Source organism: Bradyrhizobium sp. RT6a, assembly GCF_040547675.1.
GTDB lineage: Bacteria > Pseudomonadota > Alphaproteobacteria > Rhizobiales > Xanthobacteraceae > Bradyrhizobium.
The window spans coordinates 173,963-188,510 of the sequence record NZ_JBEPQC010000005.1 but is presented as its reverse complement, the minus strand read 5'-3'; the positions used below and the strand labels follow the sequence as shown (position 1 = coordinate 188,510).

At 65.0% G+C, this 14,548-nt stretch carries 14 protein-coding genes and 2 pseudogenes; 1 reads left to right on the top strand and 15 read right to left on the bottom strand.

Annotated elements, in window-relative coordinates:
* Nucleotides 1–712: 712 nt before the first annotated feature.
* Nucleotides 713–1,189, bottom strand: a complete 477-nt coding sequence (locus tag ABIC03_RS39290; RefSeq protein WP_502917346.1) for an HU family DNA-binding protein — start codon at nt 1,187–1,189, stop codon at nt 713–715.
* A 123-nt stretch (nt 1,190–1,312) separates the two neighbouring features.
* On the opposite strand from ABIC03_RS39290, the pseudogene ABIC03_RS26310 reads away from it, so the two are divergent.
* Nucleotides 1,313–2,341, top strand: a pseudogene (locus tag ABIC03_RS26310) (IS110 family RNA-guided transposase).
* 364 nt (nt 2,342–2,705) lie between these two features.
* On the opposite strand, the pseudogene ABIC03_RS26305 reads toward ABIC03_RS26310, so the two are convergent.
* From ABIC03_RS26305 to ABIC03_RS26240, 14 genes and pseudogenes are all read right to left on the bottom strand, one after another.
* Nucleotides 2,706–3,217 (bottom strand): annotated as a pseudogene (locus tag ABIC03_RS26305) (response regulator); the annotation flags it as partial.
* Nucleotides 3,214–4,914 (bottom strand): hydrogenase maturation protein, encoded by a 1,701-nt coding sequence (locus ABIC03_RS26300; RefSeq protein WP_354062292.1) that lies wholly within the window; start codon nt 4,912–4,914, stop codon nt 3,214–3,216. The pseudogene ABIC03_RS26305 and the gene ABIC03_RS26300, both read right to left, overlap by 4 nt.
* Before the next feature lie 8 nt (nt 4,915–4,922).
* Entirely contained in the window at nt 4,923–5,963 is a 1,041-nt protein-coding gene (hypE, locus tag ABIC03_RS26295) for a hydrogenase expression/formation protein HypE (protein ID WP_354062290.1), read from the bottom strand.
* Complete coding sequence (hypD, locus tag ABIC03_RS26290) at nt 5,960–7,102, bottom strand: hydrogenase formation protein HypD (protein ID WP_354062288.1); 1,143 nt, start codon at nt 7,100–7,102, stop codon at nt 5,960–5,962. Before hypD ends, hypE begins: the two co-directional genes overlap by 4 nt.
* A complete protein-coding gene (locus tag ABIC03_RS26285; RefSeq protein ID WP_085398637.1) occupies nt 7,099–7,335 on the bottom strand; it encodes a HypC/HybG/HupF family hydrogenase formation chaperone in 237 nt (78 codons plus the stop codon). Before ABIC03_RS26285 ends, hypD begins: the two co-directional genes overlap by 4 nt.
* The gene (gene hypF / locus ABIC03_RS26280) at nt 7,335–9,587 is read right to left on the bottom strand and encodes a carbamoyltransferase HypF (protein WP_354062286.1); all 2,253 of its coding nucleotides are present in this window, start codon (nt 9,585–9,587) and stop codon (nt 7,335–7,337) included. The genes ABIC03_RS26285 and hypF overlap by 1 nt, the downstream gene beginning before the upstream one ends.
* A gap of 2 nt (nt 9,588–9,589) precedes the next feature.
* The gene (gene hypB, locus ABIC03_RS26275; RefSeq protein WP_354062283.1) at nt 9,590–10,510 is read right to left on the bottom strand and encodes a hydrogenase nickel incorporation protein HypB; all 921 of its coding nucleotides are present in this window, start codon (nt 10,508–10,510) and stop codon (nt 9,590–9,592) included.
* A complete protein-coding gene (gene hypA / locus ABIC03_RS26270; RefSeq protein WP_354062281.1) occupies nt 10,510–10,851 on the bottom strand; it encodes a hydrogenase maturation nickel metallochaperone HypA in 342 nt (113 codons plus the stop codon). The genes hypB and hypA overlap by 1 nt, the downstream gene beginning before the upstream one ends.
* Nucleotides 10,844–11,938 (bottom strand): nickel-dependent hydrogenase large subunit, encoded by a 1,095-nt coding sequence (locus ABIC03_RS26265; RefSeq protein ID WP_354062279.1) that lies wholly within the window; start codon nt 11,936–11,938, stop codon nt 10,844–10,846. Before ABIC03_RS26265 ends, hypA begins: the two co-directional genes overlap by 8 nt.
* Nucleotides 11,935–12,462, bottom strand: coding sequence for a [NiFe]-hydrogenase assembly chaperone HybE (hybE, locus tag ABIC03_RS26260; RefSeq protein WP_085398642.1), 528 nt, complete (start codon nt 12,460–12,462; stop codon nt 11,935–11,937). Before hybE ends, ABIC03_RS26265 begins: the two co-directional genes overlap by 4 nt.
* Nucleotides 12,459–12,668, bottom strand: a complete 210-nt coding sequence (locus ABIC03_RS26255; protein WP_148756122.1) for a rubredoxin — start codon at nt 12,666–12,668, stop codon at nt 12,459–12,461. The genes hybE and ABIC03_RS26255 overlap by 4 nt, the downstream gene beginning before the upstream one ends.
* Nucleotides 12,665–13,528 (bottom strand): hydrogenase expression/formation protein, encoded by an 864-nt coding sequence (locus ABIC03_RS26250; protein WP_354062277.1) that lies wholly within the window; start codon nt 13,526–13,528, stop codon nt 12,665–12,667. Before ABIC03_RS26250 ends, ABIC03_RS26255 begins: the two co-directional genes overlap by 4 nt.
* Nucleotides 13,525–13,971 carry a thioredoxin domain-containing protein gene (locus tag ABIC03_RS26245; RefSeq protein WP_148756124.1) on the bottom strand — a complete coding sequence of 149 codons (447 nt, stop codon included), beginning with the start codon at nt 13,969–13,971 and terminating at the stop codon, nt 13,525–13,527. The genes ABIC03_RS26250 and ABIC03_RS26245 overlap by 4 nt, the downstream gene beginning before the upstream one ends.
* Before the next feature lie 275 nt (nt 13,972–14,246).
* Complete coding sequence (locus tag ABIC03_RS26240) at nt 14,247–14,543, bottom strand: HypC/HybG/HupF family hydrogenase formation chaperone (protein WP_148744597.1); 297 nt, start codon at nt 14,541–14,543, stop codon at nt 14,247–14,249.
* Between the last annotated feature and the right edge of the window lie 5 nt (nt 14,544–14,548).

Here is a 14,548-nt window from a genome sequence, read left to right as displayed (position 1 = left end):
GTTCAGTCATAGGCGGCATCGGCATCTAGAGACCAGGTTCGAATGCTAGAAGGTTGGCTTTCGAGAAGCTGACCTGTACCTCGACACAGAGGACTTGATTCGTTGAAATTGGCCTGATTTGGCACTCCATTTTTGCGCGGCTTTTTTCGGTTGCGAACGACCACTTGGCGCGCGCGCGATCCGCACTGCGCCGTGTCTCCGGCGGTCTCAACGACGAGGCCGGGGAAACTGTCGATGCGCTGCTCAAGGCATACCCGCTGCTGGCCAGTCTCGTTGAGCGAGGCGACTACGGCCAAGACGGCCCAGCGCTTGCGCCGATACCCCGTCGTTTGAACGCAACACGTGCTGAAGCTAGCCCCCTAATCAGCTTCGGCGGAGGAAAATTTCGTGCTCCAGGTTTGGCGGCCCAATGCTGGCCGTGTAGTTTACGACGCGGGACAAGGTTTCGTTGTCGGTATCTAAAGTCGTCCGGTCTTTAATCGCGGGCGACAGCAAACCGAACGGCCCAGTGCAGGGCGACGGTTCGGGCACGCATGCAGGATGCGGCATCAACCCGCGCTATGGCTTTACGCGCCAGCGCAAAGGACATTCGGGGTGGCACCTCCCGTTACTGATCGCTTGACCAAAGCGACTCAAAACGAAATCCAGCAATCTCTTGAGTTGCTGGGCTCTTTCGATCGATTTGGTGGCGGGGCCCGAAACGAACGCCAGATCAAAGACCCTCGTTTGTGGTTTCCGTGCTTCCGGGAGCCCAGTGATAATCGGTTCCGAGGGGGCGGACGAAGGTTCTCACCACGGTTTGTTCACGATCATTCAGTTGAGGCCGAACCAATTCAGCGCAACGGCCCTGGTCTGAGTCAGGCGTGGATGGACTGATCTTGGCGCTCTGACCGCGGGACTTGTCGATGCTAATGGTGACTAGCACCCTGCCCAACGGGTAGTCGTTACCGCGTCGGCCGCCGGCGGCTTGGCATGATGGAACCCTACGTCGGTTTGAGTGGATGGCTATCGCCAGCTCCATCCTCCAGGAACTGGCCCGGCTTTGCTGGCGAATTTCCGGGACAGAGCAGCGCTTCGGCCTTGAAGACCGGAAAGCGCTTTGCTCGATTTGCACGTACTGGCCCGTTTTTGGGTTACGGCCTGTGCGAGGCTGCCGATGGCTGACCGAAAATACTCCGAAGCCTCGCAACTCAACCCAGTGTCATTCGGCTTGCAATATTTGAACACGATGACGTAATTGCGGTCGGCGCTCGTGGCAGACAACCTCCGTTATCGTTGAGCCCTCGCAATCAAATGCTTCGAAGGAGCTCCCATGAAGCAGTACGTCGGGCTGGACGTCTCACAGAGAGAAACCGCTGTGTGCGTTGTCAACGAGACCGGTCAAGTAATATTCGAAGGGAAAGCCAGGTCTAATCCTGGTGCCTTGACTGACCTGCTTAACAAACATGCGCCTCATGCCGAGCGTATCGGCTTCGAGACCGGTGCGATGGCAAGTTGGCTATGGCATGAACTCCGCAGGGTTGAGCTTCCGGTGGTCTGCATCGACGCTCGGCATGCGCACGCAGCTTTGTCGGTCCGAATGAACAAGAGCGATCAGAATGATGCGTGAGGGCTTGCCGAACTGGTGCGGGTTGGATGGTATCGAGAGGTCAAAGTCAAAAGTGAGGAAAGCCAGAAGATCCGAGCGATCCTTGTCGCCAGATCTCGGCTCGTGTCCATGCGCCGAGACATCGAGAACCAAGTTCGCAGCTTGATCAAGGAATGTGGATTGCTGTTCCCTCGCGCGATCGGCCAACAATTCCGCAACCAGGTCAGCGAACTCTTGGGCGTCGATCATTTGCTTCTCAGCGTGATATCGCCGCTGCTCTCGATCCATGAGAACGTTTGTCAACAACAAGGTAAGTTCGACAACGAGGTCCGCCGGTTGGCAAAGCTGGACGACACGACGCGTCGCCTGATGACGGTCCCGGGGGTCGGTGTCGTGACGGCCCTAACGTTCCGCCACACGATCGATGACCCCTCGCGCTTCCGATCGGCTTCGACGGTCGGCGCCTACCTAGGCCTTACGCCGAGGCGCAGCCAATCCGGCGAAACCGACACCAACGGAAAGATATCTCGATGGGGCGACCGGCTTCTCCGAACTTACTTGTTCGAGGCCGCCACTGTCCTTCTTTATCGAACCAAAAAGTGGTCTTCCCTAAAGGCCTGGGGCATGAAGCTCGCCAAGCGGATCGGCATGAAGAAGGCAAAGGTCGCCATCGCCCGAAAGATCGCCGTGATTCTCCACTGCATCTGGGTCGATGGCACATCGTTCGACTGGGGCCAGCCGAAGCCAATCTGATATTTGCTCGCAAGTTCCTGGTCCGGTCCGCCGGACTGGCGATGTCCCGCTGGGACGGTGGTCGTGGTGACCTCGGTCAATCGGCTGGTGGCGGTTCGCCCGCACTCCGCTGCAAACGTTGAGGCGCCCGATCCGGACATCATCATGAGGCGCTCGCGACCTCGGAAAGGACCATGACCCCAGCTACGACATCAACCCAACCCGACGAAGCCGCCAACGACGTCGATTGCCAAGCCCGCTAGGCGATCGTCTCGCCATCCGCGATCGCTCCGTCTCCGCAACCTGACCAGCTCCGACGGAGCAATCGCTACCGGCGTGTCACTGGAGAGAGGAAGAATGGTAGCTTGACAACAAACCGCAATTAAAGGGCCGATTGACATGCATGCACGATGCGGTCGAAATCGTAGAGCTGCTTGGCCACTCCGCGCTTGACCGAGACGACCTTCTTGATGTGCCCCGAGGTTGCCTTGACGTCGACGCCGGCGGTCTCGGTCTCCTTCTGCAGCCGATAGAGCTGAACCGCCTCCTTGACGGTTTCGACCAGTTGGTCCGGCTGCCAGGGCTTGGTGATATATTGATAGATGCCGGCTTCGTTCAGTCCTGCGATGATGTCCTCGGACTCCGAATAGCCGGAAATGATCATCCGCACCGGATCCGGCCGGAGCTCGCGGACGCGCTTCAGGAAGCTCACGCCGGATTCGTGCGGCATCCGCTGGTCGCAGAGGATCGCGTGGACGATCTTGCCCTCCAGCAGCTTCTCCGCATCGGTCGCATTGCCGCGCAGAGCACCTCGAAATCCTCCCTGAGCACGCGCCGCAGCGCTTCCTGCGAGCGGACCTCGTCGTCGACGACGAGAATGGTTCCCTGAATGTTCACGATGGCACCACCATGCCGACAGGCCGATCTGGCGCACGCCGGGACCGGTGACCAGCGATGGTCAGCGGCGTGCGCGACTTCGGCACCTTGTGGATGAAATTGTAGCGCGCGACGTGGTAGCTCGGATCGAAGCCGTAGAAATTCAGCTTCATCCGCCGCAGCTCCTCGTCGCGGTAGGATTGCAGGGGCTTCTCGGCCTCATCGGCGGCGCGCCGCTGCCGCTTGGCGGCGAGGCGCATGGCAAAGCCGGCATCCGACGCCATGGTGGCGCCGCGCTGTACGAGGCTTATATCGGCAAGCTCCTCGCCCGATAGCACGCGATCGACGATGCCGAGGCGCCGCGCCTCCGCCACGCCCATCGGGAGCCGGCATTGCGTGATCCGGGTTGCGTTCGCGGCGCCCGCACGGCGCGGCAGCAGATAGGTCCAGTATTCCGAGCCGTAAAGATTGCCCATGTCCTTGTAATGCGGATTGAGGACGATCTGGTCGCTTGCCCAGACCTCGTCGGCGGCAAGACTCAGGAAGACGCCGCCCGCACCCGCATTGCCGCGAATGACCGAGACGACCAGGCGGTCGGTGGTCTCGATGATCGCGCGGGCAAGATCGTCGATCGCATTGATGTTGCGCCAGGACTCATCCGCGGGGCTGTCGGCCGCCTCGATTTCTGCAAGATGAATGCCGTTCGACCAATAATCCCGGCCGCCGGTCAGGAGCAGCACCCTGGTCGGGCGCGCCAGCGCCGCGCGATAGGCCTCGAGCAGGGCCTCACAGTCGGCGGTCGCCATGGCGCCGTTGTAGAAGGAGAACGCGAGCTCGCCGACCTCGCCATGCTCGCGATACCGGATCGGGGCGTAGCCGCAGCCGGGACGGTGCGGCAGATGCGCCGCCTCGGCGGCGAAGAGTTTCGCCGTCGGCAGCTTCAGGCTCTTCGGCGCGAGCTGCCTGACATGCCCGATCCAGACCGCACCATCGACCGTGGCGCGCGCCAGCGCGCCGTCGCATTGCGCGACGACGGTGCCGGGCACGCCGGAGATGCCGTGCGCCTCATGCGCATCGAACAGCCTGATCTCCTGGAAGGACAGACTGTCGACCAGGCCCGGCATGCCGTCGGCGCTGTCAATCTTGCGCAGCACGGTCGCGGTGGTGTCGTGCTGCCAGTCGATCGCCCGGCCCGCCTGGCGGAAAGGTCCGCGCACGCGAATGCGCGGGTCGTCCGTGTCCATCGGCTGCGGGGCAGGCCGTCCGGATTCGATCGCCGCGACGGCTTCGAGCACCGCCGCAACCGCGCAGGACGTCACCTCATTGCGGTAGATGCTGGACTTAGGCGCGCGCCGCATCGGGAAGCTGCGGAACGCCCAGACCGGACCGGCGTCGAACTCGCCATCCGCCTGCAAGACCGTGACGCCCCACTCGCTTGCACCGTCCAGAATCGCCCAGTCGAGCGCCGCCGGACCGCGATCGCCGGGCGGACCGGGATGGACGACCAGGCACCGCAGGCTGCACCAGACGTCGTTGGGAATCGCCTGCTTCAGGAACGGCGCGATCACAAGGTCCGGCCGATGCAGCGCCACGCTCTCGCGCGTGACCTCGGCATGGATGTCGAGCTCGACCGCGACATCGTGGCCTCGATCCCTGAGCTCGACATGCAGCCGCTGCGTCAGGCTGTTGAAGGAATGCGACAGGAGCAGGATGCGCATGGTTTGCCTCAACAGATTCTCGGCAATTGCTCGCCCGACAGCCAGTCGACGATCCGCCCGCCGCCGAAGCTCGTGGCCATCTGCACGAAATGATGATCGTCGGCCACGGCCTCGCCGATGTCGGCGGCGTCGCGGCCAAGCGGATGCGCCCGCATCGCGGCCAGCACTGCAGCAGCATTTTCGGACGCCACGATCGCGACCAGCTTGCCCTCATTGGCGACATGGAGCGGATCGAGCCCGAGCAGCTCGCACGCTGCCGCGACGCCCGGCTTGACCGGGATCGCCTCCTCGCGAAGATGGAAGCCGAGGTCGGACTGCTGGGCGATCTCGTTCAGCGTGGCGGCAAGCCCGCCGCGGGTGGGATCGCGCATCAGGCGGATGCCGCGGCCGCCGGCTTCGACCATCTTCGCGACGAGATCGTTCAGCGCCGCCGAATCCGAGACGATCTCGGTCTCGAAGGCGAGATTCTGCCGCTTCGACATGATCGCCACGCCGTGATCGCCGAGCGTGCCCGAGATCAGGACGCGATCGCCGACGCGGGCATTCTCCGCCGAGAGATCGAGCCCGTGGGGCACGACCCCGACGCCGGCGGTCGAGATGAACAGGCCGTCGGCCTTGCCGCGCTCGACCACCTTGGTGTCGCCGGTGACAATGTGAACGTCGGCCGTGCGCGCAGCCTCGCCCATCGATTCCGCGATCATCTTGAGGTCGGCGAAGCGGAAGCCTTCCTCGATGATAAAGCTTGCAGAGAGGTAGAGCGGGCGTGCACCGGCCATGGCGATATCGTTGACGGTGCCGTGCACTGCAAGCGAGCCGATATTGCCGCCGGGGAAGAACAGGGGCGAGACCACATAGCCGTCGGTCGTCATCACCATGCGCCCGGCACCAACGTCGAATGCCGACTGGTCGTTGCCGCGCGCCAGCCATTCATTGCCGAAGGCCTCGTGGAACAGACCCGAGATCAACTGCGCCATGGCCCGGCCGCCCGAGCCGTGGGATAGGTCGACGCAGCCGTTCCTGATGTCGAGCTTGCGCTGGTAGGCCTTCATGACACGCGCCTTTGCTGGTGGTCGCGGAAGCGGCCATAGGTCCAGTGTGCGGCGCAGGCGCCTTCGGAGGAGACCATGCAGGAGCCCATGGGCGTCTCCGGCGTGCAGACGGTGCCGAACAGCTTGCAGTCGACCGGCTTCTTCACGCCGCGCAGGATGGCGCCGCATTCGCAGGCGGGATTGTCGTCGACGCGCAGCTCGTGCATGTCGAAGCGCACCTCGGCGTCGTATATGGCGTAAGCGCGCTTCAGCTTCAGCCCGCTATAGGGAACCTGTCCGAGCCCCCGCCATTCGAACTGATCGCGCAGCTCGAAGATGTCGGAGACCTCCTCCTTGGCGCGCAGATTGCCGTCGCGGTTCACCGCGCGGCTGTACTGGTTCTCGACCTCGTGCCTGTCCTCGTTGACCTGCCGCACCAGCATCAGGATCGCCTGCATCATGTCGAGCGGCTCGAAGCCCGCGATCACCACGGGCTTGCCGAACTCCTCGGCAAAGAACTCGTAAGGGGCCGTGCCGATGATCGTCGAGACATGGGCCGGCCCGACGAAACCGTCGATCTCGACCCGGCCGATGTTGCGGATGTCGGGACTTTCCAGGATGTTCTGCATCGCCGGCGGCGTCAGCACGTGGTTGCAGAACACGGTGAAGTTTTCGAGCTGCTTCTTCTCCGCCAGCCGGATCATGACTGCAGTCGGCGGCGTCGTGGTCTCGAAGCCGATGGCGAAGAACACGACCTCGCGTCCGGGATTGTCCTCGGCGATCCGGATCGCGTCGATGGTGGAATAGACCATGCGGATGTCGGCGCCGCGCGCCTTCGCCTTCAACAGCGATGTGCCCTGCGAGCCGGGAACGCGCATCAGGTCGCCATAGACGCACAGGATGACGTCCGGCCGCTCGGCGAGCCGGATCGCCATGTCGATGCGTCCGGCCGGCAGCACGCACACCGGACAGCCGGGGCCGTGGATCATCCGCACGTTCTTCGGCAGCATGTCCTCGAGGCCGTAACGCGAGATCGCGTGGGTATGGCCGCCGCAGAATTCCATGAAGCGATAGAGCTTTTGCGGATCGGCTTCCGCGCGGATCGCTTTCGCAAGCCCGAGCGCGATCTCCTTGTCGCGAAACTCGTCGGCATATTTCATGACGCGGCTCCCTGCCCCTCGGCGCTAAGCTCGCGCAGCAGCTCGAGCGTCCGCATTGCCTCCTCCGGATCGATCTTCGTCAGGGCATAGCCGACATGGATGATCACGTAGTCGCCGACGGCGAGATTCTCGATCAAGGCGACCGATATCTCCTTGCTCACGCCGTCGATCGAGACGATCGCCATCTCGTCGGGCAGGAGCTTCGTGACCTCAGCAGGTATCGCGAGACACATCAGGCGGTTCCTTCCAGGCCGTACTGTTCGAGTTGGAGCGCGGCGATCCAGGCCTGGCCGAGGCTGAGACCGCCGTCATTGGGCGGCACTTGCCGCGGCAGCAGCGGCAAGAGACCGGCGGCGATACAGCCGCGCTCGATCTCGCAACTGAGGATCGCGTTGAGAAAGCAGCCGCCGCTCAGGGCGACGGTCGTGACGCCGGTCTCGCGCGCCGCACGGGCGATCCAGTCGACGCAGGCAGCGGCGAGCGTGCCATGGAACAGCCCGGCCCCCTCGACCGGATCGATGCCCTCGGCCGCAAGGCGCGCAAGCAACGGAAACAGGGACAGCACCCCATCCTCGATCGTCCAGCCGTCTTTCATGGAGCGCGGCGCGCGAACCCGCGCCTCCAGTTTCATCGCGGCTTCGCCCTCATAGCTCTGCACCTGGCAAAGACCGAGCAGCCCCGCCGCCGCATCGAACAGCCGGCCGGCGCTGGTCGTCACCGGTACGCCCGGCTGGTCGAGCAAGGCATGGAGACGCGCAGCCTGCGGCTGCGCCGCAAACCGGGTCGCGATCGCGTTGCCGCGGGCCAGGCCATGCAATGCGCTTGCAGCCATGCGCCACGGCTCGCGCGCGGCGCGATCGCCGCCCGCCATCTTCATCGGCGCCAGATGGCCGAGCCGCCGGAACTGCGCGCGCTCGCACAGCAGGAGCTCGCCCCCCCAATTGCCGCCGTCGCTGCCCTGGCCGAAGCCGTCGAGCACCAGCGCCAACGCAGATCCCGCGAGGCCATGCTCCGCCATCACGGCGGCGGCATGGGCATGATGGTGCTGGACTGCGATCAGTCGCCGCCCGCTCGCTTCGGCGAAGCGGGTCGAGGCTATGTTCGGGTGCAGATCATGGGCGATAACCGCCGGCTCGACGTCCAGCGTCGACAGCAGGTGGCCGATGGTTTCTTCGAAGACACGGACGCCTTCGGCGGTGCCGAGGTCGCCGACGTGCTGGGAAACGAAGGCCTCGCTGCCGCGCGTGACCGTCACGGTCGACTTCAACGCGCCGCCGACCGCAAGGATCGGCGGCACCGGTCGCGCCAGCCGAACCGGCTCCGGCACGTAGCCGCGGGCACGGCGGATGAATTGCGTCCGGCCGGCGACGACGGCCGCCACGGAATCGTCGGCGCGGGTGACGATGTCGCGATCATGGCTGACGATGAGGTCGGCGATGCCGGCAAGCCGCAGCTCGGCCTCGCGATTGTCGGTCAGAAGCGGCTCGCCGCCGGGATTGGCGCTGGTGGCGACGATCGCCCAGCTCTCGCCGGCGAGCGGATACGCCGCATCCAGCGCCTCGAAGATCAAATGATGGAGCGGAGTGACCGGCAGCGCGATGCCGATCCGCGCCAGCTCCGGCGCGATCGCCGGCGAGAGCCGATGGCGCGATGTCATCAGCACGATCGGCCGCGGCGACGTCTCGATCAAGGCGAGCTCGGCAGCATCGGCGTCGGCTATGCCGGCGACCGCGTCCAGCGAGCCGACCATGACGGCAAACGGCTTCTGATCGCGCTGCTTGCGCTGGCGCAGGCGCTGCACGGCCGCCTCGTCCCGGGCATCGCAGACAAGCTGATAACCGCCGAGCCCCTTGACTGCGACGATCTTGCCTGCGGCGATCGCGGCAGCGATGTCCTCGATACCGTGGCTGAGCCGCGGGCCGCATTGCGGGCAGGCGATCGCTTGGGCATGGAAGCGGCGGCTGTCGGGATCGGCATAGTCGCCCGCACAGGCGTTGCACATCGCAAAGCGCTTCATGGCCGTGGTCGCGCGGTCATAAGGAAGCCGCTCGGCAATGGTATAGCGCGGACCGCAATGGGTGCAGTTGACGAAGGGGTAGCGATAGAACCGGCCGGCTGGATCGAACAGCTCGCTCAGGCATTTTGGACAGGTCGCGGCATCGGCGACGATGCGTGTCGACACCCTGCCCTGGTCGCTCGCGCGGATATAAAACCCTTCGCTCGCCACCGCCCCGACCGGCTGCACCGAGATCTCGTCGATCCGGGCGAGCGGCGGCTTTTCCAGCGGCAGTGCCCTGACGAAGTCCGACGCGCGCTCGCCCTCGACCTCGATGACGACGCCATGGGAATCGTTGGCGACGAACCCGCCGAGGCGGTAGCGCGTGGCGAGGCCGTAGACATAGGGGCGAAAGCCGACGCCCTGTACCGCGCCGCGCACGTGCAGGCGCAGCCGCCGTCCGTCCCGCGTCGTGGCCTCGCCGCCCATCGTCACTCCGCCGCCGTCATCGCGGCGGGCGTCGTCGCCGCCATCCGCTTGCGGATCCAGGCAAAGAACGTCGCAAAGCCTTCGCCGGTGCGCGCCGACACCGTCAGCACCTCGATCTTCGGGTTGACCCGGCGCGCATAGTCGATGGTCTTCGCCAGATCGAAATCGAGCACGGGCGCGAGATCGATCTTGTTGATCAGCATCAGCGACGAGGCTGCGAACATGTCGGGGTATTTCAGCGGCTTGTCCTCGCCCTCGGTGGTCGAGAACACCACGATCTTGCGGGCTTCGCCGAGATCGAACGCCGCCGGGCAAACCAGGTTGCCGACATTCTCGATGAAGAGCAGGCCGCCGTTCAGCCAGGGCAGCCGGTCATAGGCCTCGCCGACCATGGCGGCGTCGAGGTGACAGCCCTTGCCGGTATTGACCTGGATCGCCGGCACGCCGGTCGCGCGAATGCGCTCGGCATCGTTGGAGGTCTGCTGGTCGCCTTCGATCACGCCGATCGCAAAACTTGCCTTCAGCTCGGACAGGGCGCGGACCAGCAGCGAGGTCTTGCCGGCGCCGGGGCTGGAGACCAGGTTGAAGGCGAGCACGCCGTCGGCCGCGAAGCGGGCGCGGTTGTCGGCCGCAAGCCGGTCGTTCTTGTCGAGGATGTCGCGCTCGACCTGGATGATGCGGTCGCTGCTCATGCCGGCGATCTTCTGGCCCGCGGGATTGGCGCCGCAGTCGAGCAGCCCGGCCTCATCGGGGGCGTGGTCGTGGGCACCACCGTGGTGATGGTGGTGACCGTGGTCGTGGCCATGACCGCGGTCATGATGATGGTGCCCGCCGTGCTCATGGCCATCGCCGTGATCATGATGATGACCATGCGCATCTTCGATCGATGCCTTGCCGTCGCTGCAGCCGCAGACCGTACACATCAGTCGACCTCCAATTCCCTTACGCGCAATTCTTCGCCGCCCGTCACCTGCAATTGGTAGCCGCCGCAGGACGGGCACGGCTCGTAACGCTGCCCGATCTCAACGGTTTTGGAACAGGCCATGCACCAAGCCGTGCCGGGCGTCTCGACGATCTCGAGCCGCGCGCCTTGCGCGATGGTCCGCGCGGCCACGGCCTCGAAGCAGAATTTCAGCGCCTCCGGCACGACATGGCTCAGCGCACCGATCTCCAGACAGACGACGTTCACCTTGGTGAAAGCGCGCTTGCGCGCTTCCTCCTCGACGATACCGACGATGCCTTCGCACAGCGCCATCTCATGCATGGCCGGCCTCGCGAAATTGCAGGCTGAAGCCGACGCAGGGATCGAAGGAGCCGACCAGCGCGCGAACCGCGTCCTGTCCCTGCCGGCCGGTCGCGAGCGTCGCGCCCTTGAGGCTCCTGACCAGCGGTCCGCGGGCGTGAAAATTCCACTCGGTCGGTGCCAGGAACTCGAAGTTGACGACGCGATCCTCGTCGTCCAGTGCGACGGCGTGATGAAGGCGCCCGCGTGCGCATTCGACCGCGGCTGCCCCCTTGCCCGCGCCGAGCCGGTAGCTCGCGACGACGCCTTCATCAAGATCCGCATCGCCACGATCGAGCCAGGCGCAGAGCCGCGCGACCTCGGCAATCCGCGCCTTCAGACGCGCGGCGGAGCCCGCTTCCGCCGCCGAGACCGCTTCACGGCGTGCCCTGCGCGCCCAGACGCCGGTTTCCGGAATCCGGCCGCAGAGGTCCGGCGCATCGGAATAGGCCGCACCGTCCGCCAGCAGACGCGTGACGATGTCCAAATCGTCCGCCACTGTCAGGAAGGATGGATCGGCCTCCGACTCTGACACCAGCTTGGTGTGGCATCCCGCGACGGAGGCGGCGAGCGGGCTGCCCGGCGCGAGCGTCTCGTCTTCTTCGCCGGCGATCCCCATCGCGCCGAGCGCGGCCTTGATCTGCACCACGGCGTTGCGATGCAAGGCCGGCGGGACGGCCTCGTCCGCGCCCCAAAGCAGCGCGCTTGCCTGCATTACGGCGCGCACCGCCGGAGCGTTTGTGCCGTCGAGCGCGAGCCGTCCGACGAACAGGCCGCGCAGCAGTTCGGTCAGCCGCTCGACGACGACTGCGGTGACGCGGCGCCGCACCGTTGCGGGAGCCGCCTCCCGCCCTTGCGCGGCTTCCACCGCCGACTGGAACGCCACGTGATGGGCGATCGAGCACAGCGAGAACAGACGCGGCAGCACCGGAAGCAGCGAAGCCGCGGGCTTTCCCGCAAACAGCCGCGTCAGCGGCGGCCGGTTGCGCGGCTTGATCGCGACGTCGGCGATCGTGGCGCCGGACAACAGCACCGTAATATCGATCTCGCTGCGGAACGAGAGACTCATCCATGCCGCTCCATCAAGACACCCCGCAGGAAGTTACGCCGATCGATCGGGCTTGTCTCGGGCTCGCGGCGGCGAACCGCCTCCTCGCTGTCCGCCGGCAGCATCAATTCGGCAAGCGCGGCTTCGGCCGTCGCTCGCGCGGCATCCATGTCGGCGAATTGGAACATCGGCGAGAACAGCGAGCAGCTCGCGTTCCGGCCGATCCGGGCGATCTCGCTGAGGGTGAATTCGATATCGCCCGCGGGAAAACGCATTCGCACGGTCGCGCCCGAGGTGGCTGGCGTCACCGCGCCCGCCGGCATCGCCACGTTCATGAACCACGGCGTGACCATGATGCCGACGATCGTGCCGTTGAAGGGACGGAAACCGACCGCCTCGATGCCGAGCGCATCGTTGTAGATGGGTAGATCGCGCATCGCGCGCTCGCCGATCTCCCGGTAGCTTGCGGCCAGAAGCTCGCCCCACGCCGCGGCGTCGGCGTCGCCGGCAGGACCTGACGCACTCGCTGGCGCGCTGCCTGTCATGTTTCGATCGCCATGAACTTGGACTTTGGCGCGTCGCAATTCGGGCAGTGCCACTCCTCCGGCAGCGCCGCGAACGGCGTGCCCGGCGCGATCTGCGCTACCTCATCGCCATCCGCCGGATCGTAGACGGTCCAGCAGATGCCGCATTCCAGCCGCGTGACGTCGGCGACGTCCTGGCGCACGCCAATATTCTCGAAGGCGCTCATTTGAAGTAGGCCTCAATGATTTCCTGCAGCCGCTCGGCGGAATCCTCGAAATCCTCGTCCGCTGCCAGCGCAACCGTCGGCACGCCGCCGACTTCGAGCGTATCGAGAATGATAGTGTCCATGGCGTTGAAGAACTGCACCGACCAGACATTGCGGATGCCGGTGGAGAGCGCCCGGCAGGTGCCGTAGCCGCGCGACACGAGCTGAATCGGTCCGTTCCGGATCGTGTCCTGCAGGAAGCTCATGTCGACCGGGCTCATCGGCAGCAGCGTGAAATTGATGATCTGCGAGCGAATGCCGGGCCGCCAGGCCTGTGCCCGCTCGCGGATTTCGGCGAGCACCGGCAGCACGTTCATGGCGCCCTCCGGCACCTGCCCGATCTCGAAATCGGCGGATGTCAGGTCGGCAGCCGCACGCTTGACGATCTCGGGAACCGCGCCGATCTCGAGATATTCGGAAGTGGCGTCGGTCTCGAGCCGCACACGCCAAATTCCCGCCAGCACCGATTCCTGGATCTGCGCCAGCGATCCGTCCGGCAGCGCGACGACGCCGGCGACCTCGCCTTCGCCGAGCACGTCGGCCACCAGCTTGCTCTCGAGATCGTTGAGATTGGCCAGCCGAAACAGTCTTATCGGCGCGTTCGCCTTTTGATCCGCGATGGCATCCGCGATCCTCGAGAGCAGCGCGACTGCGTTCGGGCAGCTCTTTGCAAGCTCCGCACTGTCGAGCGTTGCAAGCTTTGCGAGCGCGCCGGCCGCCGTCAGGCTGCCCTTCGCTGCATTGAGACTCTCGTCGCCGATCGGAAACACGTTGACTGGTTGCTCGGCGCCTTCGGGCGCATCCCAGAAGCCGGCCTTCATAGCCCGACCTCTTGTGCGCGATGCTGGGGAACGATGGTGACGGCGACTGCGGCGCCTTGCCCGCGCGGCCGGTCGATCAGCTTGGTGATGCGGTCGGCATAGACCGACCAGTCCTGGATCTTGGCGATCAACCCCAGCGTCTTGCCGTTGGCGACGAAGATCAGCGTCGGCTGCACCCGCACCTCGAAGCGCTCGCCGAGCACACGCTCAGCGTCGCGTGCGATGATCGCACCGCGCAGCCGATTACCGAACGCTGCGATAAGCTCGGGCAGCACCACGGCGACATCGATTGCCTCCGGAAAGCGGTTGGGATCGCCCGCCGACAGCAGCACCGCGACCGCACCGGCCTCGTCCGCTCCGCCAAGAAAATGATCGACCGTCGCAGCATCGACCTCGGGCAGACCACTCCGCGCCAGATCATGCTTTCCTACCTGGAATTCCATCGAACCTCTCCTGACAAGCTTGTGTTTTTGCCGAACTAGAGGTTCGCAAGCCACGTGCCAGGATCGGTTATCACATGTCCGGATTTATCCCATTGATCCAGATCATGTATTTCTTGGCGCCGATTGTAAGCTAAGCTTCAATGGAAAGATGCTTGCCATATCTGGTGAGAGCTGTCTTTGCAGGTAGAAATCGACCTTCCAGGCCCACAGCGGCCGCCGAGGCCGGCCGGTCACTGATGTCGTCAACGCATCAAACGGGAGAAGCAGCGGCGATCCTAGTCGGACCGCAGGTGCTCGGGTAGTTGCGGCTCGCGGTCGATGAGGTCGGCGAAGAAGCGGTCGCAATCCTCGCCGTCGAGCGCCGCGCTGAGACCTTCGATCGCATTCGCGATCAGGCGTGCCTCGTCCTCGTCCAGCAGCCGGATCGCGGTGTCGATATAGACCAGCACCTTGGCGCCGACCGGAGGATTCGAGAGCAGCAGCACAGAGACGGGGCGCTGCTCGCCGCGATACGCGCACAGCGCCGAGATCCCGTCGGTCTCGACAATTGTCATGGGCAGGCCGAGGCACATGGGCG

Coding starts and splice junctions, on each gene's coding strand:
- hypB (WP_354062283.1), bottom strand. CDS start 10,510: ATGTGTACGGTCTGCGGCTGCAGCGACGGCAAGGCATCGATCGAAGAT.
- hybE (WP_085398642.1), bottom strand. CDS start 12,462: ATGACAGGCAGCGCGCCAGCGAGTGCGTCAGGTCCTGCCGGCGACGCC.
- ABIC03_RS26240 (WP_148744597.1), bottom strand. CDS start 14,543: ATGTGCCTCGGCCTGCCCATGACAATTGTCGAGACCGACGGGATCTCG.
- hypD (WP_354062288.1), bottom strand. CDS start 7,102: ATGAAATATGCCGACGAGTTTCGCGACAAGGAGATCGCGCTCGGGCTT.
- ABIC03_RS26250 (WP_354062277.1), bottom strand. CDS start 13,528: ATGAAGGCCGGCTTCTGGGATGCGCCCGAAGGCGCCGAGCAACCAGTC.
- hypE (WP_354062290.1), bottom strand. CDS start 5,963: ATGAAGGCCTACCAGCGCAAGCTCGACATCAGGAACGGCTGCGTCGAC.
- hypA (WP_354062281.1), bottom strand. CDS start 10,851: ATGCATGAGATGGCGCTGTGCGAAGGCATCGTCGGTATCGTCGAGGAG.
- hypF (WP_354062286.1), bottom strand. CDS start 9,587: ATGGGCGGCGAGGCCACGACGCGGGACGGACGGCGGCTGCGCCTGCAC.
- ABIC03_RS26255 (WP_148756122.1), bottom strand. CDS start 12,668: ATGAGCGCCTTCGAGAATATTGGCGTGCGCCAGGACGTCGCCGACGTC.
- ABIC03_RS26285 (WP_085398637.1), bottom strand. CDS start 7,335: ATGTGTCTCGCGATACCTGCTGAGGTCACGAAGCTCCTGCCCGACGAG.
- ABIC03_RS26245 (WP_148756124.1), bottom strand. CDS start 13,971: ATGGAATTCCAGGTAGGAAAGCATGATCTGGCGCGGAGTGGTCTGCCC.
- ABIC03_RS26265 (WP_354062279.1), bottom strand. CDS start 11,938: ATGAGTCTCTCGTTCCGCAGCGAGATCGATATTACGGTGCTGTTGTCC.
- ABIC03_RS26300 (WP_354062292.1), bottom strand. CDS start 4,914: ATGCGCATCCTGCTCCTGTCGCATTCCTTCAACAGCCTGACGCAGCGG.